The sequence below is a fragment of the Neochlamydia sp. AcF95 genome (assembly GCF_018342455.1).
Taxonomy (GTDB): domain Bacteria; phylum Chlamydiota; class Chlamydiia; order Chlamydiales; family Parachlamydiaceae; genus Neochlamydia.
Window position 1 is genome coordinate 19,330 of the sequence record NZ_JAEMUC010000051.1, and the last position, 22,698, is coordinate 42,027.

Genomic DNA, 22,698 nt, shown 5'->3' on the forward strand with positions numbered 1-22,698 from the left:
AAATAAAATTATTAATTGAGAAAATAATGACAAATTTTTGTGACCTAACCTATTCAGAGCTTGTAGATTGGCTAGAAACTTATGAGGAAAAAAAGTTTCATGCGCGCCAACTCTTTGAATGGGTGTATAAAAAATCGATCCTAGATTGGGATTTGATGTCTAACCTCAGTAAGCCTCTGCGTGAAAAGCTAAAAAAGGGCTTGCTTTTGCCTACTTTGCAATTGGTAAAAATCACCCCTTCTACCGACTTGGAAACCTATAAATTTCTCTGGAAGTTAAGGGATGGTAATCTGGTCGAATCAGTACTGATCTGCTCTGGTGAGCGTCGTACTGTTTGTGTCTCCTCGCAAGTAGGATGTCCTGCTAACTGCGCCTTTTGCGCTTCGGGAAAACAAGGTTTTTTTCGTAATCTACGACCTGGGGAAATTGTCGAGCAGATCGTGCAGATTAACCATTGGTTAAAGCAAAAAGAAGAACGTGTTTGCCATGTGGTCTACATGGGGATGGGTGAGCCTCTTAAAAATTATGAGGCCGTGATGAAATCGATCCATCTCATCATTGATGAGGAAACCCTTAATATTTCTCAGAGAAGGATTACGGTCTCTACGGTAGGAATCGTAGATGGAATCAAGCGTTTAAGCACCGAAAACCTTAAAGTCAATTTGGTTCTTTCTCTTCATGCTCCTAATCAAAATATTCGCAAAAAGATTATTCCCTATGCGCGCAAATATCCTTTAGAGGATATTTTAGCTGCTATGGATGAGTATAGTATGAAAACGAAGCGCGATATTACCTATGAATACACTCTGCTTGCGGGTATCAATGATCATCCTGATCATGCGCATGAATTGGCCCATCTATTAAAAGGCAAACAATGTACAGTTAATTTAATTCCCTACAATCCTATTCCAAATGTTAGGCTGCAGCGGCCTGATAGGAAAGCGATTAAAGAATTTAGAAGCGTTTTATTTGGATGCAAGATCGTTAACACTTGCCGCTACACCAAAGGTGATGATATTGCGGCAGCCTGTGGGCAATTGGCCATGCAGCAGCAGAATTTACCAAAGCCTGCTTTAGCGATGATGCCAGAGTAAACACAAGCGATCTGCTTTTTAATCAATTAAGGGGGATGCTTTAAGCAACTGCTAATCCAGCAGTAGGCTTCCGGTATCATTGTTAAAAAAAGCTTAGGAGGTCAATTTATCATGATGAAACCCACCTATGAAGATCTTTTCATACTTGTCCAGCATCAGAGCCAGATGGTTTTTGAGCAGGAACAGACGATTAAACGTCTTGAAAAGCGCATTCTCGAGCTTGAAATAATGCTAAATCTTCCTCCCAGCAATCGCTCTAAATCGCCTAGATCTGAGCAAAAGAAAAATCGTCGGTCTCCTAAAAGAGGAGCTAAACCTTAAGTATAAAGGTTGTTCCGACTTTTACTCCCTCCAGAAAAAATCAAGGCTATCATTCTTTCATTTTTGTCTATCGGCCAGTTTGGTGGATCCAGCTAAACCAGCAATCACTCCTTTAATCTTTGGCAGGATGGCATAGAAAAAGATGGCAAGAGAAAATTCTTAACCTTTAAAAATGGACTTCACTCAAGCGGTTGATGGATAAAATAGGCAGCGCTAGGGCCTAACCACCTGGCGGTAAAGCTTTTTAGGGAAGAATTATTTAAGTTTTCTCTTACTAAACGGCTACCTTTAAAAAGGGGTGAAAAGCCTTAAAAGGAGGTTTTTTCCTGGCTTTCTAGGGAGGAAGGAAAAAGCATTTTTATTTATTAGGTTGCTTAAGATAAGAAGCTCCCTTTAAAATTACGCTCTGCAATAAAAGGTGTTTATGTCTTTTGATCTCAAAAAACTCGATCTTTTTCCTACCCAGCCTGGTGTTTACTTGATGAAGGGGGAGCAAAATGAGATTCTTTACGTGGGCAAAGCTAACAATTTGCGCCAACGGGTCAAACAATATTTTGCTGCAGGTAGAGATGGGCGTCTAATGGTCCCTTTTTTAATTGCAAAAGTTGAAGAAATTGATACGATTGTTGTTAATTCAGAAAAAGAAGCTTTGTTGTTAGAAAACAATCTGATTAAGCAATACCAGCCTAGATATAATGCTTTACTCAAAGATGATAAAAGTTATATTGCTTTAAAAATTAACAATCGACATCCCTGGCCTATGGTCAGCCTTATACGGTATCGGGGTAAACCTAAATCCGATGGTTACTATTTTGGACCTTATACGAGTGCCCTAGCTGCTCGCCATACTTTAGGTTTAATTCAACGTATCTTTCCCTTAAGGCAATGTTCTGATCAGGAACTCGTCCGGCGCCATCGTCCCTGTATTCTTTACGATATCAAGCGTTGCATAGCCCCTTGTGTCAATAAATGTACAAAAGAAGAGTATAATCATTACATGGATGGAGCTATCAAGTTTTTGAGGGGGCAAGATAAGGAAGTTTTGCAAGACTTAAAAGCTGAAATGGAGCGTCAGTCGGAAGCTTTAGAGTTTGAAAGGGCAGGAGAGATTTTACAGACCATTCGTCAGATTGAGAGAACGATTGAAACGCAAAAAGTAGATAAGCCTCTCGGGGAGGATGCCGATGCTTTTGGAATTTTTCGCCAAGGTGATGAGGCCATTCTTTGCCAGCTTTTATTTAGGGCAGGTAAGCTTGTAGGATCAAGGCGCCATAACTTTAGTCAGATCGCTCAAAATGATCATGAGTTGCTCGAATCTTTCCTATTACAAAATTATGATGAGCAGGCTGAATTGCCTCATGAAATTTTACTTTCCGCGCCTGTTGATAACCCGTCGGCTATTGCTGAAATTCTCTCTAGCCAAAGAAAAAGAGGAGTACGCATTTATCATCCGCAGAGGGGTAACAAATTAGCGATGGTTGAAATGGCTATCGCTAATGCCAAAGCTTCTTTTCATCAAGAAAAAGATTTGCAAGCTGTTAGGGAGCGAACCTTATTAGAAATGGAAGAGAGGTTCCATTTGAATAGGTATCCTGAGCGCATCGAATGTTTTGATATTTCTAATATGGCAGGCACCACCATTGTCGCTACGATGGTTGCTTTTACTAATGGTCAAAAAGACTCCAATCGTTATCGCAAGTATAAGATTCGTACGATCGATCAATCGAATGACTATGCTTCTATGCAAGAGGCTTTAAATAGACGTTATCTAAGAGCTAAAGAAGAAAATGACTTACCTGATTTGTTGATAGTGGATGGAGGAAAAGGACATCTTAACATGGCTTTAAAGCTGCTAGCCGATTTAGATATCGCCACGGTCGATGTGATCGGCTTAGCAAAAGAAAGAGGGCGACACGATCGCGGCATGACAGAAGAGCAGGTGTTCTTGCCAGGCGTTAAAGATCCCCTTTTATTGCATAAGACCTCACCTGTTTTGTTTTTACTCCAGCAAATTCGTGATGAAGCTCACCGTACGGCCATCACCTACCATCGCCATTTAAGAACAAAAAAAACAATTAAAAGTTCCCTCGATGATATTCCCGGCATAGGTCCTAAAAAACGTGCTTTGCTGCTAAAGCATTTCGGTAGTGTTAAAAAAATAAGGGAAGCTACCCTAGAAGAGATCTCGCAACTTCCCCGCCTTACCCAAAAAGATATAAAAGCTTTAACCGAATATTTAAAAAATGCTAAGTAATGGGGCTGCTTATTAAAAATTAAGGAATCATTCTTTTTTGATTGAATAAATTCAGTGCTCTCCGTTAATATGCCTTCTTCACTAATCCCGATGGGATATTAGCTCAGTTGGTTAGAGCGCCACGTTGACATCGTGGAGGTCAGCTGTTCGAGTCAGCTATATCCCACCATTTTATGGTTATGACTAATCCGCTAAAAACTCTAAGACAATCGGCTGCAGAGTTATTAGCGCTTGCTATTTGTAGCCTTTTTCCAAAAGCACAGCTATTCCAAGGCGAGGCTACAGATCTGGGCTTCTACTACGATTTTTTTCTTCCCGAAGCTATTACTCACGAGCAATTCTTGTATATCGAAGAGCGCATGCGTGACTTTATGCGGCAAAGCCTGCCCTTCAAGCCTATGGAAATGATGCGCAAAAATGCTATCGAGCTATTTAAACATCAGGGGCAAACCCTTAAAGTTATTTTATTAAAGGCTTGTGCAGAGACTTTAGTGCATGTTTGTCAAGTGGGTGAGTTTTACGATTGGGTGGCACCTCCTTTTGTTGAGACGACTAAGCAGGTGGGAGCCTTTAAATTATTAGAGGTAAGTTCTTTTAAAGTTTCCTTACCCGGTAGACCTAATCTTTCATTAACACGCATCCAGGGAACCGTATTTTCTGAAAGCTATAGCCTTAAGCAATTTCTGAAGAAAAGAGAGATTGCCAAGCAATGCGATCACCGGCAACTGGGTCAGCAGATGAATCTATTCACTATTTTGGACGAGACGTGTCCAGGCTGCTGGACCTGGTACCCTAAAGGAGTTATCCTTCGTGAAATATTGCTAAATTGGTTGAAAGCCGAGTATCAACGACAAGGGTGTCAATGGGTAACAACTCCCACGCTGGTAAAGCAGCCTTTTGCCGATTCAATAGAGCCTTTGGCTTTACGTTTTGAAGCCGAAGGATTAGATTATGCTTTATGTGCTAGTAAAGCTTCTTTGCATGCTTCTCTTTACAAATCTAAGCCACATTCTTACCAAGAACTGCCTCTCGCTTATGCAGAATACGCTGAATTTTACAATCAAGGGAAAGAGATCCACCAATGGGGAATGTTAAGGTCCCGTTCCTTTCATGCCGATCAGTCTCATATCTTCTGTGGTGCCGAGCAACTTTTAGATGTGCTCATTTCTTCCTTGCAATTCATTAATAAAACTATTAAAGTAATGGGGTTTGGGATCCAATGGCATCTGATTGTTAAAAGCAGAAAGTATAAGAAGCTTCCTAAAAAGTGGGAGGAATCTCAAGCTAGTTTAGTCAGAGCCTTGGATGTAAGCGGCTTTAAATATGTGATTGACAAAGAGCCTCAAGAGTATTATGGTCCTGCTATAGAAGCGCGATTCACTGATATACTGGAGCGTGATTGGAAAAGCTCTTGCATTTATATTGACTTGTACCATCCCGATAAAATGGGCTTATCCTATCCAGGGCAAGATGGCAAAATACATGCGCCTGTCATGGTAGGTCGAGCGGTACTAGGTTCAATTGAACGTTTAACAGCTATTCTCCTTGAACACTATGCCGGGAACTTGCCTCTATGGCTTGCTCCTGAACAGATACGCATCATTCCAGAGATGAATAAAAATTTCGATTATGCTATTCAGGTGTTTGAGGAGATAAAAAAAGCTGGTTTCCGGGTGAGTATGGATGATTCTACTCACAATGCTGGGTTAAAGATTCAAGCCGCTCACTATGAAAAAATTCCTTATCTTGTAAGAGTAGGGGATAAAGAAGAGGAAAATCGCACCGTTATATTTAAGAAATATCAGCAAGAAAGCGTGCAAGAGGAAGTTTTAAATAAATTTCTTGAGCAATTGAAGTTAGAAAACGAATTAAAAACTTAAATGAAGTCTACCTCTTTAAGAAAGAGGTCTAATAAAAACTAAGAAGTGCAAGGTAACATTTTTGTGCTTCTATAACGAGGGTGGAATTTCGGTTGAAAGTTAACAGAGAAATACGTGCTCCGCGCGTTCGTTTGATTACGCAAACTGGTGAGCAAATTGGTGTAGTCCCTTTGCATGAAGCCTTAGCTAGAGCTGAAGAAGATGGATTAGATTTGGTAGAAATATCAGCAGGCTCTAATCCACCCGTATGTAAAATTATCAACTACGGCAAATTTCGTTACGATCAAACGAAACGAGAAAAAGAGAGCAAGAAAGCTCAACATCAAGTTAAAGTAAAAGAAATTAAGGTCAAGCCGAATATCGATATCCATGACCTAGAGACAAAGATTAGACATGCTCGGGATTTTATCGCTAAAGGCAATAAAGTCAAGTTAACATGCATGTTTAGAGGGCGAGAGATGGCTCATCCAGAGATTGGAGAAAAGGTTCTTCGTAAAGTGTGCGAAGATCTAGAAGAAATCGCCACTGTAGAGTCTCCTTCTAAGTTATTTGGAAGAATGCTCATTGTCATATTAGCACCTGGTGGAAAGAAGAAAAAAGAAGGCGCGAAAGGCCCCTCGAATGAGAGCCAGCCTACCAGGGAAGAAGAAAGCGCATAGGCAAAATGAAAAGATATGTAGGGAGAAGTTCACGTGCCTAAGATGAAAACAAAAAAGGCTGTTGCGGCCAGATTCAAATTGACGGCAACTGGTAAGCTCAAAAGAGGGCGTCCAGGTAAGCGGCATATTTTGAATAAAAAAACACCTAAGCGTAAACGCCAGCTATCCAAACCGGCGTTAGTTAATGAGGCGCACTTGAAAACGTACAAACGATTAATGTGCGTATAAAATATAGATCTGACTAGCTAAAAGTCAGAAAGATGAATGAAACGATCTAATATTTTAATAATTAAAGAATTAGACAAATAACAGTGGAGATAAGCTATGGTTAGAGTAACCAATGCTGTTGCTTCACATCGTCGCAAAAAAAGACTACTTAAGAGAGCTAAAGGGTTTTTCGGTGATCGAAAAAACCACTTGCGTCTTACAAGTGATGCGGTTAATAAAGCGTTGGCCTATAATTACCGCCATCGCAAAGAGAAAAAACGCGAGTTCCGTAGCTTATGGATCATGCGAATTGGAGCCGCTGCAAAAATCCATGGAATTTCTTATAGCAAGTTTATTCATGGTTTGCAAAAAGCGCGATGTGATTTAGATAGAAAAATGTTAGCCGATATGGCTATTCGTGATCCCCAAGGCTTTGCCGCCGTGGTGAATCATGCAAAACAAGCCCTTGCATAACAAGGTATTGATTTCCTACATTTTTAGCAGAGCCACCGAGTGTGACTCTGCTATTTTTTTATTTTTATTTTTTGAGGAAGATTGTGCATAGCTCCATTCAAGCCATCCATAGCGATTTTGCTGCCGATATAGCTGCCGTAAAGACCACGGCAGAGATAGAAAATTTGAAAATAAAGTATTTAGGGAAAAAGGGTCTTATCCAAAATTTGATGAAACTCTTAAAAGAGGTTAATCCTGACCAGCGGCCCGCCTTTGGCAAGGAAATTAATGAGCTCAAAGAAAAAGTTTTGCATCAAATTGAGGAGCATGAAAAGCAGCTGATAGCTAAAGAAGAAGATCAGCAATTGGCTCAAGAAAAGATTGACATTACTTTACCTGGCAGGCGACATTCCATTGGGCGTAAGCATATAATTACGCAAGCCTTAGACAGTATCCTAGATATTTTAGTAGGCATGGGCTTCTCTGTACAATATGGCCCTGATATTGATACCGATTATTACAACTTTGAAGCCCTTAATTTCTCCTCTGATCATCCAGCCCGTGATATGCAAGATACTTTCTATATCACGCCTGATGTCCTTCTACGCACTCATACCAGTAATGTGCAAGTGCGCGTCATGGAAGCTCACCAGCCCCCTATTCGCATCATTACTCCTGGTAAAGCTTATCGCAATGAAACCATTACAGCTCGTTCCCATGTTTTCTTCCATCAGGTGGAAGGCCTATATATCGACAAAGGCGTGACCTTTGCCGATCTTTTAGCTACCATGCAAGAGTTTTTTAAAAAACTATTTCGACGAGAAATTGAGACGCGTTATCGTCCAAGTTACTTTCCTTTTGTTGAACCAGGCTTAGAGGTAGATATCTCCTGTCTTTCTTGCAAGGGAACAGGATGCCAGCTCTGTAAGCACTCTGGTTGGCTGGAAGTTGCAGGGGCTGGAATGGTGCATCCCGAAGTATTAAAGAATGGAGGAATTGACCCGGAAGTTTATTCGGGCTATGCTTGGGGAATAGGCGTAGAAAGAATGGTATTGCTAAAACATGGAGTAAAAGATATTCGTCTATTTACAGAAAATGATCTGCGTTTTTTAGAGCAATTCACCCATTTTTAATCCCTTCTAATTAAGGATGCTTAAAAAGTTATAGAAAAAGAATAGGAGTAAATTTTTTAGCCTGTTTAAATTTTTTTTAAGGGTTAATATGCAATGGATGGTAGATACAGCAGAAAGTGGCCAAAAGCTGGTCAATTTTCTTAAAGAAAAGTTAGGTTCAAGCTATTCTGCTCGCCAAATTAAGAGCTGTATTGAATATAATGGATGTTATGTGAATCATCGGCTCGAGCATTTTGCTTCCACGGTTCTCGCTAAGGGAGATAAAGTTTCCTTGCCAGCAGAAATTCTACAGAAAAAACCTTCTGTTTCTTTCCAATTCTTACCTAGTCAGATTATTTATGAGGATGAAGAATTACTTGTCTACAATAAGCCTGCAGGGGTAGCCTCGGATGGCCAAGTATTAATAGAAGCTTTAAAAGCTTATAATGGGAGGTGGGAGCTTTTGCATCGTCTAGATCGGGATACGACCGGGCTTTTGATGTTTACGCAAGGTAAGGCGTTTCGCGAAAAGATGGTAACTGCTTTTAAAAAGCAGGAGATCGATAAAGTTTACTTAGCTCTTATTGATGGAATTCCTAGGCAAGAAGCAGGACGCATTAACAACTATTTAGGTAAAATTCATGGTTATCTTGGACAGTCGTTATGGGGGTCTGTCCCTCCCGCTGAGGGCCAGCAGGCCCTAACCGCCTGGAAAGTTCAGAAAAAAGGCCCAAAAGCCTCTTTAGTACACTGCTATCCGCGCACAGGCCGCACCCATCAAATCCGCGTGCACATGAGTGAAATGGGACATCCTATTTTAGGAGATCGGCAGTATGGAAAGCTCTTTCATTGTTCTTATTATAGCCCGCGTTGTCTTTTACATGCTTATGAGCTATCCTTTATTCATCCCACTCTTCTACGCAAAATGTACTTTCAAGCTCCTATTCCTCTAGATTTTCAGCAAGCCATGGCGCAGGTGTTATGAGAATATTGATCGTTAAAACCTCGTCACTAGGGGATATTATCCATGGCTTTCCGGTACTTGCTTTTCTCCATCAGCAATTTCCAAATATTAAAGTGGATTGGGTAGTGGAGAAGAGCTTTGCCGAAATTGTTAAAAGTCACCCTTTAGTTGAACGCGTCATTGAAATAGATACAAAAGGTTGGCGAAAAAAGCCTTTTAACTTAAAAACATGGAGCAGCATATTAAGCTTTCGCTCCGCCCTACAACAGCAAGAATATGCGGCTGTGATTGACTTGCAAGGTAACACTAAATCAGCCATTCCTACTTTTTTAGCAAGAAGTGCTCATAAAGTAGGGTTTGGATCTAAATCTCTCCAGGAGTGGCCTAACCGGTGGGTAACCCATCATCATTTCGATCCTCCTAAAGAATTAAATGTGCGAGATGAAAACGTATATCTGGTTCAGCACTATTTTCAATGTTATTCTCCCTTAAAAGAAGAAAAATTAATTTTAAATTTAAATGAGGAACAAAAAGGCATTTTTGATCTTCTTTGGACCCAGATAAAAGCGTTACCTGGGCCAAAGATTTTAGTCTGTGCAGGCTCTGCTTGGAGAAATAAAAGGCTTTCTTATGAAGCCCTTGAAAGCTTTTTATATGAAATTTCTAGCAACCTGAAAGTTTCGCTCATTTTAGTATGGGGAAATTCCGAAGAATTAGCCATAGCCCAAAAGCTTCAGTCTGCCTTATTGACAAACGTAAGCCTTTTGGATAAAGTCTCTCTTGCGGTTTTACAAAATTTAATGAGTCGGATAGATGCTGTCATTGCGATGGATTCCTTGCCTTTACATTTAGCTGGAATGTCGGGGACACCTTCCTTTAGTGTGTTTGGAGCTTCTTCTGCTCGTAAATATAAGCCTAAGGGTAGCCTCCATGAAGCTATACAAGGCGAGTGCCCTTATGGCCAGACTTTTGAAAGGCGTTGTCCTGTATTAAGGTCTTGTACGACGGGGTTGTGCATGCGTGGCTTATCAGGAAAATATTTGTTTCAGCAGTTTGCCCATTTTTATTCACAGTTAGAAATTTAAGAGGATCTTTTTAAGCTTTAATAAAATCTTTAAAGGATATTGCTATTGTCTATTCATCAGATTAATTAATAGATAATTTTAGGAGGGGCTTGATGAGCTTTAATGTAGACAAAGGGGCGGAAAAGGGAAGAGAGCTTTTATATAGCTTTTATAAAGATATTCGGCCTCATGGAGGGCGAGCGAAGCTAAGGAATGCTATTGCAACTTTTAATCGCCTTAAAATTGATAAAACGCTTACTCCTGAAGGGCGCTTACGAGAGTCTATACAGCGTTTAATCGATAGAAATTGCTCAGATAGAGAGATAAAAGTTGAGCAGGCGGTAGCTTATCTAGCTTCTAAAATAGAGGATGATAACAATGATACAACTAAGCGATTAGAAAAGCTATTCGATAAAATTAATCACCCCGAGAGAGAAGCTTTTATCACTGGGGAAGAAAAAGCCTTTAAAAAAAGCCCTGCTTATAAAAAGCAATGGCTGCAAGAGAAAATAGCTCAAAGCAAAGAGGAGCGTTCTGCTCTATTAAAAGCCAATCAAGCAGTTCTTAAGGATATAGAAGGCCCTTCCTTTATCTACTTATCGCCTTTGATTGAGAAGCTTGATGGGTTTATTTTAAAAGAGGAGAATTCTCTCCTTGGGCAGCATAAAGCCCATATAATTAAAATCTTGCGTACCCTCAACGATTTAAATAAAAAAAGCCTTTCCGAAGCGGAGCAAGCTAGGATGCGCGAATTTCTCGCAAGGGTGGACTGGGGAATTTTCGAACCCGAAAACATTTCCTACCTTCGCAAAGCCAATATTCATAATATTGAAATACTAAGTGACTTGCCTGCAGGCAATCAACTCCTAGCCTCTGAAGTGAGAAAAACTTTGAATGAAAATGCCTATAAAATTCTAGCGCTTGAAGAAGAGATTGCTGATAAAGAAAGAGAGCTTGATCGATTATATGGCGAGCAACATGAACTGTTTATTCAAAGCCCACTCCCTCCTTCTTCTATAAACAGAGGAGAAACTCCTCCTACATCGCAAGATGACATTTATCAAAAGGAAGAAAAAGACCTAGCAGACTTATTAGCTGTAATAGCCGCCATGGATGACGAAGAAGAAAGGGCTAGAGAAGAGCCAAGTGTGGAAAGGGCCTCACCCCGGGAAGAAAATCCTCTTACCTTTGCAAGCTATGATGAAGAAAAAGCACTAGCAGAAGCATTAGCCGCAAGCTTAGAAGAATTTGAAGAATCAAACCCGCCTAAGAAAAATGAGGGAGAGCAAAAAGCAGCTAAAAACTTTGGCAGAGGCCCTTTATCTTCGCTTGAGGGCATGCAACGGACAGAAGAAAAAGGTAAAGAGGGGATTCAGCCAGCTACCTTTAACATTTCTTCTCTTGCTCCCCGTCATATTAAAAAAAAGAACGGGGCATTACCAGAGGCCTCTACAGCATCTGACATAACTTTTCAAAAGGGTAGAGAAGGAGCAAGGCCGTCTGTGCAGGCTTCTCCTTTAAGAGCTGCTTCTACAAAGAGGGTAGAAACAAAGCGAGACACAGCTCAAAAGGTAAAGGATAAAGGGAAAATGGCTAAAGTTAAGCAAGAATCCCTAGTCACAAAGGTTTTCAAGTTTTTAGCGGCTCCTTTTATTAAAATTGGCCAATGGCTTTTAGCCTGTTTTTGGCGGATTTTTAAAAGAAGAAATTCATGGATAAAGCTTAGCTAAAAAGCATGAGAATGGATAAAAAGCTAAAGGCCTATGGCTCCCTTAATAGACATTAGGTTTTTAGCTTTTTAAGCTTGCCACCTTAAAACCCTATCTTTGTAGATTTTAAGTCTCCTCCAAGAGTTTTCTCCTACTAGCTTGCTAGCTTTCTCACCTTAATAAAGTATTCTTAGCACTAATTTTTGCAATAAAATGAGTCCCTAGCTGCATGAATTCATCTTTGAGGGACAGGAAGTACAAAGATATGCACTGTATGAATGCCATTGAAAGGTACAGGACGGTCAATATAGGTACTAAATGGCAAGAATGAATCCTTCTTTGGAAATCTTTACCTTCCCTTGATAAGTCTTCCTATATCTTTTAAGGGTGAATTTCGTTAATACTTTTTGTTGAAGCGGGAAAGTGATAAGAATGAAAGGGGAGGTAGTGCATTCGTTGACCTTTTGTATTGATGATTAAAGTTTTACTTTGTTCAAAGACTTCATGGGGGGCCACATTTTTTAAAAGCCTCTTAAGAAAAGATGACGAAGTGTTTGCTGAGTTTCCACAAAAATCTCTCCATCCGGGTTTAAAGCTTCTATCTCATCTAGGGTAAACCAGCGTATCCCATTAGTCTCACCAGGGTTTTCTCTGATCTCGCCTCCGATGGGGCGGGTAATATAAATAAAATCAACATGTTGATGGGCAGGTTGATCTCCGAAAGGAGGAATTTCTTCTAACAAGCATAGATAGGGACGTTCAAAACTATGCGCATTCCACCGTTCAATCCATATATTTTCTTGAAGGATAATCTCAACCTCAAGGCCCGTTTCTTCTTTAGCCTCTCGTTTGGCTGCCATAGGAGGCGTTTCGTGAGGATACATATGCCCCCCAGGAGGCAACCATTTGCTTAATTTTCGATGGAAAACGAGTAAAACTTTTTCATGATCAAAAATATAAGCGGTAGCGGTGCATTGTTTTTCCATATAACCTTATCTAAAATTTTAACCTCCTACCCTATCACTTACGGAAGGATTATTCTAGTTTTTTTACATCACCTTAGTTTATAAATAAAAAGGCCTATTAAGGCTATAAACCTAAAAGTCAGATTTTATTTATGGGGTAGCTAGGGAATGTTGACTTCTGTTTTGTTCTATCTTGTCTTGTGAATGGTTGGCTTTTAAGCTGTTTTTAGAAGGAAAACCCCCAAGCATAAAAGATAAAATTTCTTAATAGGGCCCCTATGAAGCTGTAAACCTCAATTATTTATTGAATCATCTAAACATAAAGTGGCTATGCAAGAATTTAATCAACTGATAGAAATTATCGAGTGTTTGTTAGCGCCAGACGGGTGCCCTTGGGATCAGGCACAAACGTTACATTCGCTAAGATCTTCGCTTTTAGAAGAAAGCTGTGAAGTCATTGAAGCGATAGATTTAGGCAACAATAGCCATATTCAAGAAGAGCTAGGGGACCTTTTTTTTAATGCTGTTTTTCTGTGTAAGATAGCAGAAAAAGAGAAGCGTTTTACTTTTGGTGCCGTGCTTAACGAGCTTAATGAGAAATTAGTTCGACGCCATCCTCATGTTTTTGGCGAGGGAAAAAAGATAAATACTTCTCAAGAGCTTTCCCATCAGTGGGAAGAGATAAAAAAACGTGAAAAAGGTAAAGATACACGCAAAAGTGCACTGGATGGCATTTCTAAGTGCTTGCCTGCTTTATCACGCGCTCAAAAAGTCCTTAAAAAAATAAAAAATTCTGGCTATTTAAAAGATTTACCTCCCGGTGATCTTGCTGGCATTCATAATGAAAATGAATTAGGTAAACATCTTCTTTTCTTGGTAGGAGTAGCTCAAAAGCAGGGCCTAGATGCTGAGCATGCTTTAAGAAAAACTCTCACCCATTTAGAAAAAGATTTTCAACTTTTTGAAAAAAAAGCATTTATAAATAACGAGGAATAAGCTATCTTTATAGCTGCCGGGGACCTTGTGGAATGAAATAGTTCGAACCAGGTCAGGACAGGAATGTAGCAGCCTTAAGGATAATGTTTATGCCTTGAGATAATCTCCGGCACTCTTTTTAATTTAATTTTTCTTAAAGTTAAACGATAGTATGCCTTCCAAGTAAGCTATCTTTCTAATAACTTTTTCCTTGCACGTCTAAGGTCATTGTTTTTTACCTTCCTTTATTCTAGAAAATGAGGTGGGAAAATATGTTTCTTTATTTATTCTTCTCCTACTCGGCTGCTAGTGCTTTGATGTTAAAATTTTTATAGAGAAATAATAATTTTTTTGATAAAATTGCATCTTATAAAACTAGTTTCTTATTAATAACAGATTTTTATGTCTATTTGAGGTGAAATTGATGAACAAAATTATATTATCTTTAATAATCTGTTTACTTACTATTTCTTGTGGTTCGCGCTATGGAGATTTTTATCCCATGCATGATGATGGTAGGGCCAAACCACGTGTAGTACTATTGCCTACCGTTGATACTATGGAAAGCTCCTCTAGTGTCGATTATCTGCTAAAGAAAACGCGTCAGCAATTGAGAGAAAGAGGAAGTTTATATCTTTATCCCCAAGAGTTCGTCGAAAGACAATTGGATAAGATGAAAAAAGTTTCCTTTTTTGACCCCGATTTTTCTTTTGTAAAGAATTTTGGGGGAGCTGATGTAATAGTAGCTACCGAACTTGTAGAATATCGAAAAGATAGGTATGGAGAGGTAGAGATGAAATGCATGCCCCCTCATCTACATAACAAACACCTACTCACTATGAAGCTAAAGGTGCGTATAATTGATCTACGTGGAGAGCAACCGATAGTAGCTCTGCAAGAGATTATGACAGAGCAGCTCTTGCTCCCTCATGCAGCCTGGGACAGTGATAAGGAAAACTATTATTTTAAAAAATTAAGCGAGCGTTTAGTAAGAGATCTTATCATACGCTTAGAAAATGTAGCATTACACGTTCTGTAGATGAAAAAAGAGAGAGGGAGGGAGATCAAGCAAGCCTTACTCTTTCTAATTTATAAACTTAAGTTTAAGAAATGGAAAACATGCAAACAGTGATGATTGAGCGGTTACAGATTTTTGCAAGCGCAAGCTTTATATTTATAATGTTTTTGTTAATGGCCTGGAAAAATGATTATTTTAGCTCCAGTAGAAGATTGTCTGAAACCAAGCAAACGTTAGCGGTAAAGTTATGGAGTTATTCTTTTGCTATTTTCTTTCTTTTACAAATTGTATGGGTTCCTGCCTCTTTTAAGCTTTGGACTTTTTTTTATCCACAAGAAGGGCCCTCTTTCCCTTCATCTCTTACTGCAGAAATGCAAGGGTGGTACACTATCTACGCTATTTTTATAACAGGCATAGGAATGGGCGCCTACTACTTTTCTTTATCTAAAGAAAATCAAGAGATAATTTTAGGTGCATGTGCTTCAAAGGGCAGTCTTTATAAGTTACAAGATTTTTTTATTGCTTGCATCAGTGGAGTCTTAAGTTATCCTTTAGTGATCGCAACAGGTCAATTTGTTGCGCTTTTGTTAATGCTCACCTATCAAAATGTTGAAATTGAACAAGTAGCTGTGCAGCAAATTAGGATGGCAACCTCTTCTCTACCTCTGTTAATGACTTTAAGTGTATGCATTATATTCATCGTCCCCATCATTGAGGAATTGCTTTTTAGGGGGTTTTTACAAAATGGATTGAAGAAATATATGACCTCCCAGCAAGCGATTGGATTGACTTCCTTAATCTTTGCCCTCCTACATTTTTCTTCCCTACAGGGCTGGGGAAATGTTGAATTAATTGCTTCGCTTTTTGTCTTGTCTTGCTTTCTAGGATTTATTTACGAGCGGCAGCAATCGATTTGGGCATCTGTTAGCTTACATGCTATTTTCAATGCGGTTAATATTATGCTAATTTTTTATACAAAAAGAGAGGTTTAATGAAGCACATCTTTACAAAAGCTTGGTTTAAATTAGTGATATTAGGATGGATAAGTCTATTCTCCCTACCTATACAATCGGAGGAAGAAAAAGTCTCTCAGGATGAGCTGAGTGAAATACTTTTAGTCTCTCAAGGGGCGAATGCGTTTGCTATAGATATGTACAATCAGCTGCCCTCCAGTGATAACCTTTGCTTTTCTCCCTACAGTATTTTTTCTTCTTTTGCGATGGCTTATAGCGGTGCTAATGAAAATACCCATAAAGAAATCTCCACTGCTTTTCATTATCCTTCCTCTGTTGAGAAATTGGGAAAAGGCTTAGCAGAGCTAAATCACTTTTTTACTTTTTATCCAAGCAGTGCTTCTGAGGAAATACGCGTCCGGGTAGCCAATTCTTTGTGGATTCAAACCAATTTTCCCTTACTTTCTTCATATAAAGAAGAAATGAAAAAATATTTTAATGGCACATTTAGAATCGTCGACTTTAAAGGACAAACTGAAACTGCAAGGGCTACCATTAATGCTTGGGTTAAGCACCATACCTTTGGCAAAATCGTTGATATTTTGCATCCCCAAGCTATAGATTCATCCACCCGCATGGTCCTAATAAGTGCTCTCTATTTGAAAGCAAAATGGAAAAGCCCTTTTGATCCCCATTTAACTACTCAACAACCTTTCTTTCCAGAGGATGGGATCGTTCAGACAGCTTTATCCATGACTCAAACAGCTCATTTTCCTTATCTAGATACTCCCGAAGCTGCCATCGTGGAGCTTCCTTACATTCTTTCGCGGAAGGAAGGTCCTGAATTTTCTATGATGATTATTTTACCTCATCAAAAAGAGGCTTTAAGGGAAGTAGAAAAAGGGTTAACAGCAAGAAAGCTAGAGGAATGGAGAAAAAATTTAAAAAATACTAAGGTACTCGTAACAATCCCTAAATTTAAAGTTCTCCAATTTAGCAATCTAAAAGAGATCTTAGAAAAGATGGGGATGCACACACCTTTTAGTGATCAAGCCAATTTCTCCAAGATAACTGAATTTAAAGGGTTAAAGATTGGAAATGTTCTACATAAAGTCTATCTATCCATGGATGAAAATGGTAGCGAAGCTGCAGCAGCCACCTCTATTAGCATGAATGTTACCTCAATTTTGGAGCCAAAAGCTCCTGTGATCTTTCAAGTAGATCATCCTTTTATCTATATGATTTATGAGAAAAAGACAGGTGCTATCCTCTTTATGGGCAGGGTAACCGACCCTAATAAAAGTTAGCTACTAACTCGTTAAAAAGCTTACCCTCTATCAAGTGCCTAAGCAATCTTGATAGAGGGCAAGAATTACCCCTTGAGCTTGTTTTCCTTCTCTCTACTCCCATCTAGTAAAAAAATCTGTAATGAGTTATGATTTTTTCATTAAAATGCAGCTGATTAGTAAGGCCTTTCCTCAAAAATTCTATGTTTATGAACCTAAAGTATTATAAGGTCTCCGTTTACGGCATTTCAGATAAAGGCCTTGTACGCTCAAATAATGAAGATTTTTGGACGCATGTGCATGAGTTGGACTTTGTGGTCTTAACAGATGGCATGGGGGGACATCGTGCAGGGGAAGTAGCGGCACGTGAGGCAGCTAAAGCTCTTTGTGAGCACTTGCAGCAAACGCTTGCTATTGCTGGCCCTTCGCTCTCCATTGATGAAGCACATGGCCTTATTCAGCTATCTATCGAGCATGCTAATCATACTGTCTATGAGCTGAGCAAAGCTGAAAAGGAGTGGCGGGGAATGGGAACCACCCTATGCTGCTTACTCTGCCATCCGCAGGGTATTATTTATGCTCACGTAGGGGACAGTAGAATTTATCGTTTACACAACGCTCGTCTTCAACAATTAACTAAAGATCATTCTTTGCTAAGGGAGTTAGTGGACTTAGGTCAAGTGAATGAACGAAGTAAAGATAAATTTATCTATAAAAACATTATCACTAAAGCGGTAGGCACAGAAAAATCGGTGGAGCCTTCCGTGCATATTAGCGACGTAGCTAAAAATGACATTTATCTGCTGTGTTCAGATGGCCTTACCGATATGCTGAGCACAAAAGAAATTGAATCCGTGCTCAACAGCATTCAAAATATTGAGGCCGCTGCCCACATTCTAGTTGCCAAAGCTAATGCAAAAGGTGGGCATGATAATATCACCTTAGTGATTATTAAAATTGATGAAACGCGTGAATAGAATTTATCTAGATAACAACGCCAGCACTTGTGTGGATCCTTACGTCATCCAGGTAATGACCGAAGTCTTACGGACCTATCCAGGAAATCCTTCTAGTCCTCATTCCTTTGGCCGTGAAGCCCGCCAGGTTTTAAGCCAAGCACGCCAGGCTATTGCTAGCTATCTTAAAGTACGTCCTCAAGAGATTATTTTTACTTCTGGAGGTACAGAAGGAGCGAATATGGCCATTCGCGGTATCCTAGGTGCGTTAACTCAAGGGCATATAGTGACCTCTAACGTTGAACATGCCTGTGTGCATAGCGTGATGGATTTATTGCAGCATCAAGGAATTGAGGTTACATCCCTTGCGGCAGGTTTGCATGGCGCTGTTCTGCCAAAAGATGTAGCTGCGGCTATTCGTCCCCATACTCGATTGATTGCTTTAATAGGAGCAAATAATGAAACAGGAGTGAAAACAGATATTAAAGCTATCGCCAAGATAGCAGAAGAGGCAAATGTTCCTTTTTTTGTAGACGGTGTAGCTTTGCTTGGTAAAGAGCCATTAGAAATTCCTGCAGGTGTGTCAGCAATGTCCTTTAGTGGGCATAAAATTCATGCTCCTAAAGGCTGTGGATTTATTTATCTAAAATCTTCTCAAAAATTACTCCCCTTATTGCACGGAGGGCTGCAAGAATATAACCGTCGCGGAGGAACTGAAAATCTGGCCGATATTGCTGGAATGGCTGCAGCCATACAAATACTGGCCCAAACTTTACCGGAAGCTTCTGAAAAGATGTTAAAATTAAGGATCTATTTCGAAGAGTCTTTAAAAAAGCATTTAGGCGAGGCCGTGCGCATTAATGGAGAGGGGGACAGAGTTTGCAATACAGTCAACCTAAGTTTTGACGAGGTAGATGGAGAAACATTGTTAGCGGCTTTAGATATGGCAGGAATTGCTGCTAGCCATGGGTCTGCCTGTTCCTCAGGAGCCATGGAGCCTTCACGTATTCTTCTTAACATGGGAATTCCTTTAAAAAGGGTAAGAGAGTCGATTCGCTTTTCTTTAAGCCGATATGCCACTCAAGAAGAAATAGATCGGGCGATTAATATAATTGTGAACTTGGTAACCAAACTAAAGGCTTTATAAGCTATCTTTAAGAATAGAGGCTTGCAAATAAGCCAGACATACATGGAAAAAAATGCTGACGTTCTTTCTAGAAGAGGTCGATTGATAATTTTTTATAGCACATAAAATGTTTCCAGTTATCCTACCCTATAAAATTTCTCCTTAAACCTTAAAGCGCTTTAATATATTTTGGATGTGTTAGAGAGTTTAGCCCTTTTTATTAAGTTAAATTTTGTTGTATTTTCCTTAAATTTACAGGTCATCCAAGAATACCTTTGTTTTCTCTTACTGAGAAACAAGAAGTTTCTTTTTTCAAGATAAATTTATATCTTACTTCCTAAGAAATTTTTCTCCATGTCTTTCTTTATAGAAAGTATAAAAAATATAAGCGATATGAACAGCTGCTATAGCTTCTACCAAATGCAAACGAAGCTTCTCTCTTTTTTTCTTTAAAATAAAAATTGATCAATAAAGATGAAAAGAATAAGTTAATGGCGAAAAGATAAGACCCGACCTTAAAAAGCATGTTAGACCAGCATTTAAGGCAATCACTTATCCTAAAACTTTAAGGAGCTTATTATGATCCCTTCATCTTCTACTTCTAGCACCCAGGTAACTTTCCGCACCACAGTCTCAGAGAATGTAGAAGATGCGGTCTCAGGTGAGCTGATGACTCGGGCAGTTACTTTGTTTCCTTGTGGCCATACCTTTAACGAAGATACCGTCATCCAATGCTTAGCGCGCAATAAGCTTTGTCCTCTAGATAGAAGGCGTATTGAAAGACATGCTCCCAACTACACGGTGAGGCACCTAGCTGAAACGGCTGAATCCCATCCCTTGGAAGAAATTAAGCATGAACCTAGCCAAGAAGCTGTAGGACATTTCTTACGGGGCAAAGAACTTGCTGAGAAAGGAGAGCATACAACTGCCATAGAAGCTTTACTACAAGCTTTGCAATTAACTCCTACCTATGAAAAAGCTCAAGCTTATCTTGAATTTTGCCTTAAACGCTCCTCAGAAGCATCTTTACCCTCGCAGCCGCTTCCTCCTCTTCCGCCTTCTTTTCATAGTAAAGGTAAAGAGAAAAGCCTTTCCTCTACAGACTCTCCTAAAGAACGTTATACTGAGCTTTTATTCAATCTGTTAGAAGAGCCTTCCATTCAAGAAAACTCTATTTTAAAGAAGATATTAGAGAATCAAGTCGAAGAGCTGATGAGCCAGGAAGGTGAAGAGCTAAATCAGAAAGAAAAAATAAGCTATAAATGGACAGAAAAATTACTAGGAGAAAATAAAAAGGTTAGGCAATTTGTGTTTGAGAAACTGCGGCAAATCCACCAAGAGTCCTCCTCCCTTGCCCCGGGCGTTCCTCAACCTTCTATTTCTTCTTCATCTACCAGCTCGACTAATGAAATTCAACCTCTTTCTCTTTCTTCCACAGCCTCTATTTCCATGACCTCGCTTTACAACGCCATTCTCCAGGTTCATTTTCCTAAAGGGAATGGGGATTTCATAGCACAAGCTGGCATTTTAGATAAGATTTACAAAATTGAACCTACTCTTTCTATTGAAGAAAAAGTACCCTACATTTTTCAAAAGCTTTTTACCTTAGCCGCTTCTCTTTCTCCTTTAGAATTTGATGGAAATGCTAAGGAAAGCAAGGCCTTCACTCTTTCTAATTATTCCTCCTATCTACTAAATATTAACCGCCTCTTATTCTGGCAAAAACTCCCTGGAGGGACAGAGTACTTAAATCAACCACAGATTAAAGCTCTACCTTTAAAGAAAAAAGGAGAACTGCTAAAACAGTGGATAGAAAAGCATGGTAAAAACATTATCAAACTGGACTTACATGATGAGTTAAATTTGACCATTTTACCGCCAGAGATTTGGCAGCTTTCTCAACTGGAATGGCTTATCTTAAGTAATAATCAGCTAACTACTCTTCCATCAGAAATAGGGCAGCTTTCTCAGCTGCAAGGGCTTTGGTTATATAACAACCAGCTAACCACTCTTCCTGCAGAGATAGGACAGCTTACTAAGCTAGAAGTGCTTAACTTAGGCGATAATCAGTTAACTGCTCTACCTGCCGAGATAGGGCAGCTTACTAAGCTGCAAAGCCTTGCCTTATGCCGCAACCAGTTAACCATTATTCCTGCAGAGATATGGCAACTCTCTCAGCTGCAAATGCTTATCTTAAGTGATAACCAGCTAGCCATTATTCCTGCAGAGATAGGACAGCTCTCTCAGCTGAAATGGCTTGACTTAAGTAATAACCAGCTCACCGCTCTGCCTGCAGAAATAGGTTGGCTGTCTCAGCTGCAATCGCTTAACCTAAGTAATAACCAGCTAACTATTATTCCTGCAGAAATATGGCAGCTCTCTCAGCTGCAATCGCTTAACTTAAGTAATAACCAGCTAACTATTATCCCTGCCGAGATAGGGCAGCTTTCTCAGCTGAAAACGCTTTGGTTAAGCAACAACCAGCGAAACTGTATTTCGCGGAAATTGCCTCTCGGCTGCATACGCTTACGCTTTTGTTAAGCAACAACCGGCTAACCTCTTGCCTACTGAGATAGGCAGCTATCGCAGCTGCAAGCTCTTGACTTAAGCTTCAACCAGCTAGCCGCTATTTTTGCGGAAATCCGGCAGCTAACTAAGCTGGAAAAGCTTGACTTAAGATATAACCAGCTAGCCGTTATTCCTCCTCTTCCTAAGCTAAGATCACTCAAGATTGATGATAACCCTCTTTAGATGACATTAAGAAGTCAATCCTATCTTTTGTACGCTTGTTTACTTTGGTGAATAAACGGAAATCTATCTTTCCTAGCCTTTGGGCCAAGTTTTCAGATAGGTAGCGTATAATTGGCAAAAATTTTCCCTTTTTAAGCCTTTTAGCAGGTTATGCAGTCTATGAAATGGAAGGTTTGGGAGCAAAAACGTTGAGAGGCTAATCCAAAAAGATGAGATAAAAATTGATAAAAGGTAAGAACAGCGACTATAGCTTCTACCAAATGCAAACGAAGCTTTTCTTTTTTTTCTTTAAAATAAAAATTGATCAATAAAGATGAAAAGAATAAGTTAATGGCGAAAAGTTAAGACAAGACCTTAAAAAGCAGGTTACATCAGCATTTAAGGTAATCACTTATCCTAAAATTTTAAGGAGCTTATTATGGTCCCTTCATCTTCTACTTCTAGCACCCAGGTAACTTTCCGTACTACAGTCTCAGAGAATATAGAAGATGCCGTCTCAGGAGAGCTGATGACTCGGGCTGTTACTTTGTTCCCTTGTGGCCATACCTTTAATGAAGATACCGTTATCCAATGCTTAGCGCGCAATAAACTTTGTCCTCTAGATAGAAGGCTTATTGAAAGACATGCACCTAACTACACGGTGCGACACCTAGCCGAAACGGCTGAATCTCATCCATTAGAAGAACTTAAGCATGAGCCTAGCGAAGAAGCTGTAGGACATTTCCTACGAGGTAAAGAACTGGCTGAAAAAGGAGAGTATACAACTGCTATAGAAGCTTTACTTCAAGCTTTGCAATTAACTCCTACCTATGAAAAAGCTCAAGCTTATCTTGAATTTTGCCTTAAACGCTCTTCCAAAGCTTCTTTATCTTCCCAGCAACTTCCCCCTCTTTTTACTGAGAGTAGAGATAAAGGTAAAGAGAAAAGCCTTTCTTCTATAAACTCTCCTAA

The 22,698-nt window shown here is 39.6% G+C and carries 20 protein-coding genes, 1 tRNA gene, 1 other RNA gene and 1 pseudogene; 22 read left to right on the plus strand and 1 reads right to left on the minus strand.

The window, feature by feature from the left end:
* Positions 1-26: 26 nt before the first annotated feature.
* From rlmN to NEOC95_RS06580, 12 genes are all read left to right on the plus strand, one after another.
* Positions 27-1,094 carry a dual-specificity RNA methyltransferase RlmN gene (gene rlmN / locus NEOC95_RS06525; RefSeq protein WP_213152222.1) on the plus strand — a complete coding sequence of 356 codons (1,068 nt, stop codon included), beginning with the start codon at positions 27-29 and terminating at the stop codon, positions 1,092-1,094.
* Positions 1,095-1,205: 111 nt separating this feature from the next.
* A complete protein-coding gene (locus NEOC95_RS06530; RefSeq protein WP_213152223.1) occupies positions 1,206-1,415 on the plus strand; it encodes a hypothetical protein in 210 nt (69 codons plus the stop codon).
* 424 nt (positions 1,416-1,839) lie between these two features.
* Positions 1,840-3,669 carry an excinuclease ABC subunit UvrC gene (gene uvrC, locus NEOC95_RS06535; protein WP_213152224.1) on the plus strand — a complete coding sequence of 610 codons (1,830 nt, stop codon included), beginning with the start codon at positions 1,840-1,842 and terminating at the stop codon, positions 3,667-3,669.
* 92 nt (positions 3,670-3,761) lie between these two features.
* Positions 3,762-3,838 (plus strand) — tRNA-Val (locus NEOC95_RS06540).
* 10 nt (positions 3,839-3,848) lie between these two features.
* Positions 3,849-5,549, plus strand: coding sequence for an aminoacyl--tRNA ligase-related protein (locus tag NEOC95_RS06545; protein WP_213152225.1), 1,701 nt, complete (start codon positions 3,849-3,851; stop codon positions 5,547-5,549).
* Between the two features lie 80 nt (positions 5,550-5,629).
* Positions 5,630-6,208: a translation initiation factor IF-3 gene (gene infC, locus NEOC95_RS06550; RefSeq protein ID WP_347566662.1), complete on the plus strand. Its 579-nt coding sequence runs from the start codon at positions 5,630-5,632 to the stop codon at positions 6,206-6,208.
* Positions 6,209-6,250: 42 nt separating this feature from the next.
* Positions 6,251-6,436 (plus strand): 50S ribosomal protein L35, encoded by a 186-nt coding sequence (gene rpmI / locus NEOC95_RS06555; RefSeq protein ID WP_207391834.1) that lies wholly within the window; start codon positions 6,251-6,253, stop codon positions 6,434-6,436.
* Between the two features lie 96 nt (positions 6,437-6,532).
* Complete coding sequence (rplT, locus tag NEOC95_RS06560) at positions 6,533-6,889, plus strand: 50S ribosomal protein L20 (protein WP_166157757.1); 357 nt, start codon at positions 6,533-6,535, stop codon at positions 6,887-6,889.
* Between the two features lie 83 nt (positions 6,890-6,972).
* On the plus strand, positions 6,973-8,001 hold the full coding sequence (pheS, locus tag NEOC95_RS06565; protein ID WP_166157754.1) for a phenylalanine--tRNA ligase subunit alpha: 1,029 nt from the start codon (positions 6,973-6,975) through the stop codon (positions 7,999-8,001).
* Positions 8,002-8,089: 88 nt separating this feature from the next.
* Positions 8,090-8,965, plus strand: coding sequence for an RluA family pseudouridine synthase (locus NEOC95_RS06570; RefSeq protein ID WP_213152226.1), 876 nt, complete (start codon positions 8,090-8,092; stop codon positions 8,963-8,965).
* Positions 8,962-10,029: a lipopolysaccharide heptosyltransferase I gene (gene waaC / locus NEOC95_RS06575; RefSeq protein ID WP_166157748.1), complete on the plus strand. Its 1,068-nt coding sequence runs from the start codon at positions 8,962-8,964 to the stop codon at positions 10,027-10,029. The genes NEOC95_RS06570 and waaC overlap by 4 nt, the downstream gene beginning before the upstream one ends.
* A gap of 92 nt (positions 10,030-10,121) precedes the next feature.
* The gene (locus NEOC95_RS06580; RefSeq protein WP_213152227.1) at positions 10,122-11,738 is read left to right on the plus strand and encodes a hypothetical protein; all 1,617 of its coding nucleotides are present in this window, start codon (positions 10,122-10,124) and stop codon (positions 11,736-11,738) included.
* Positions 11,739-12,238: 500 nt separating this feature from the next.
* Here the strand turns inward: NEOC95_RS06580 and NEOC95_RS06585 are convergent, their stop codons facing one another.
* Positions 12,239-12,703: an NUDIX hydrolase gene (locus NEOC95_RS06585; protein WP_213152228.1), complete on the minus strand. Its 465-nt coding sequence runs from the start codon at positions 12,701-12,703 to the stop codon at positions 12,239-12,241.
* Positions 12,704-13,012: 309 nt separating this feature from the next.
* On the opposite strand from NEOC95_RS06585, the gene NEOC95_RS06590 reads away from it, so the two are divergent.
* The 10 genes and pseudogenes from NEOC95_RS06590 to NEOC95_RS06635 form a co-directional block, all read left to right on the plus strand.
* The gene (locus tag NEOC95_RS06590; RefSeq protein ID WP_213152229.1) at positions 13,013-13,678 is read left to right on the plus strand and encodes a MazG family protein; all 666 of its coding nucleotides are present in this window, start codon (positions 13,013-13,015) and stop codon (positions 13,676-13,678) included.
* Between the two features lie 15 nt (positions 13,679-13,693).
* An RNA gene (gene ffs / locus NEOC95_RS06595) (signal recognition particle sRNA small type) lies at positions 13,694-13,792 on the plus strand.
* A 289-nt stretch (positions 13,793-14,081) separates the two neighbouring features.
* Complete coding sequence (locus NEOC95_RS06600) at positions 14,082-14,696, plus strand: DUF7499 family protein (RefSeq protein WP_213152230.1); 615 nt, start codon at positions 14,082-14,084, stop codon at positions 14,694-14,696.
* A gap of 140 nt (positions 14,697-14,836) precedes the next feature.
* Positions 14,837-15,667 (plus strand): CPBP family intramembrane glutamic endopeptidase, encoded by an 831-nt coding sequence (locus NEOC95_RS06605; RefSeq protein ID WP_213152231.1) that lies wholly within the window; start codon positions 14,837-14,839, stop codon positions 15,665-15,667.
* Positions 15,667-16,935: a serpin family protein gene (locus tag NEOC95_RS06610; RefSeq protein ID WP_213152232.1), complete on the plus strand. Its 1,269-nt coding sequence runs from the start codon at positions 15,667-15,669 to the stop codon at positions 16,933-16,935. The genes NEOC95_RS06605 and NEOC95_RS06610 overlap by 1 nt, the downstream gene beginning before the upstream one ends.
* 188 nt (positions 16,936-17,123) lie before the next feature.
* The gene (locus NEOC95_RS06615) at positions 17,124-17,891 is read left to right on the plus strand and encodes a Stp1/IreP family PP2C-type Ser/Thr phosphatase (RefSeq protein ID WP_242678236.1); all 768 of its coding nucleotides are present in this window, start codon (positions 17,124-17,126) and stop codon (positions 17,889-17,891) included.
* Positions 17,875-19,017, plus strand: a complete 1,143-nt coding sequence (locus tag NEOC95_RS06620) for a cysteine desulfurase family protein (protein ID WP_213152233.1) — start codon at positions 17,875-17,877, stop codon at positions 19,015-19,017. Before NEOC95_RS06615 ends, NEOC95_RS06620 begins: the two co-directional genes overlap by 17 nt.
* A gap of 1,842 nt (positions 19,018-20,859) precedes the next feature.
* Positions 20,860-21,537, plus strand: a pseudogene (locus NEOC95_RS09870) (leucine-rich repeat domain-containing protein); the annotation flags it as partial.
* 48 nt (positions 21,538-21,585) lie between these two features.
* Positions 21,586-21,747 carry a leucine-rich repeat domain-containing protein gene (locus tag NEOC95_RS09875; RefSeq protein WP_166157791.1) on the plus strand — a complete coding sequence of 54 codons (162 nt, stop codon included), beginning with the start codon at positions 21,586-21,588 and terminating at the stop codon, positions 21,745-21,747.
* A gap of 418 nt (positions 21,748-22,165) precedes the next feature.
* Positions 22,166-22,698: tetratricopeptide repeat protein (locus tag NEOC95_RS06635; RefSeq protein WP_213152235.1), on the plus strand; the 533-nt coding region annotated here is incomplete at its 3' end.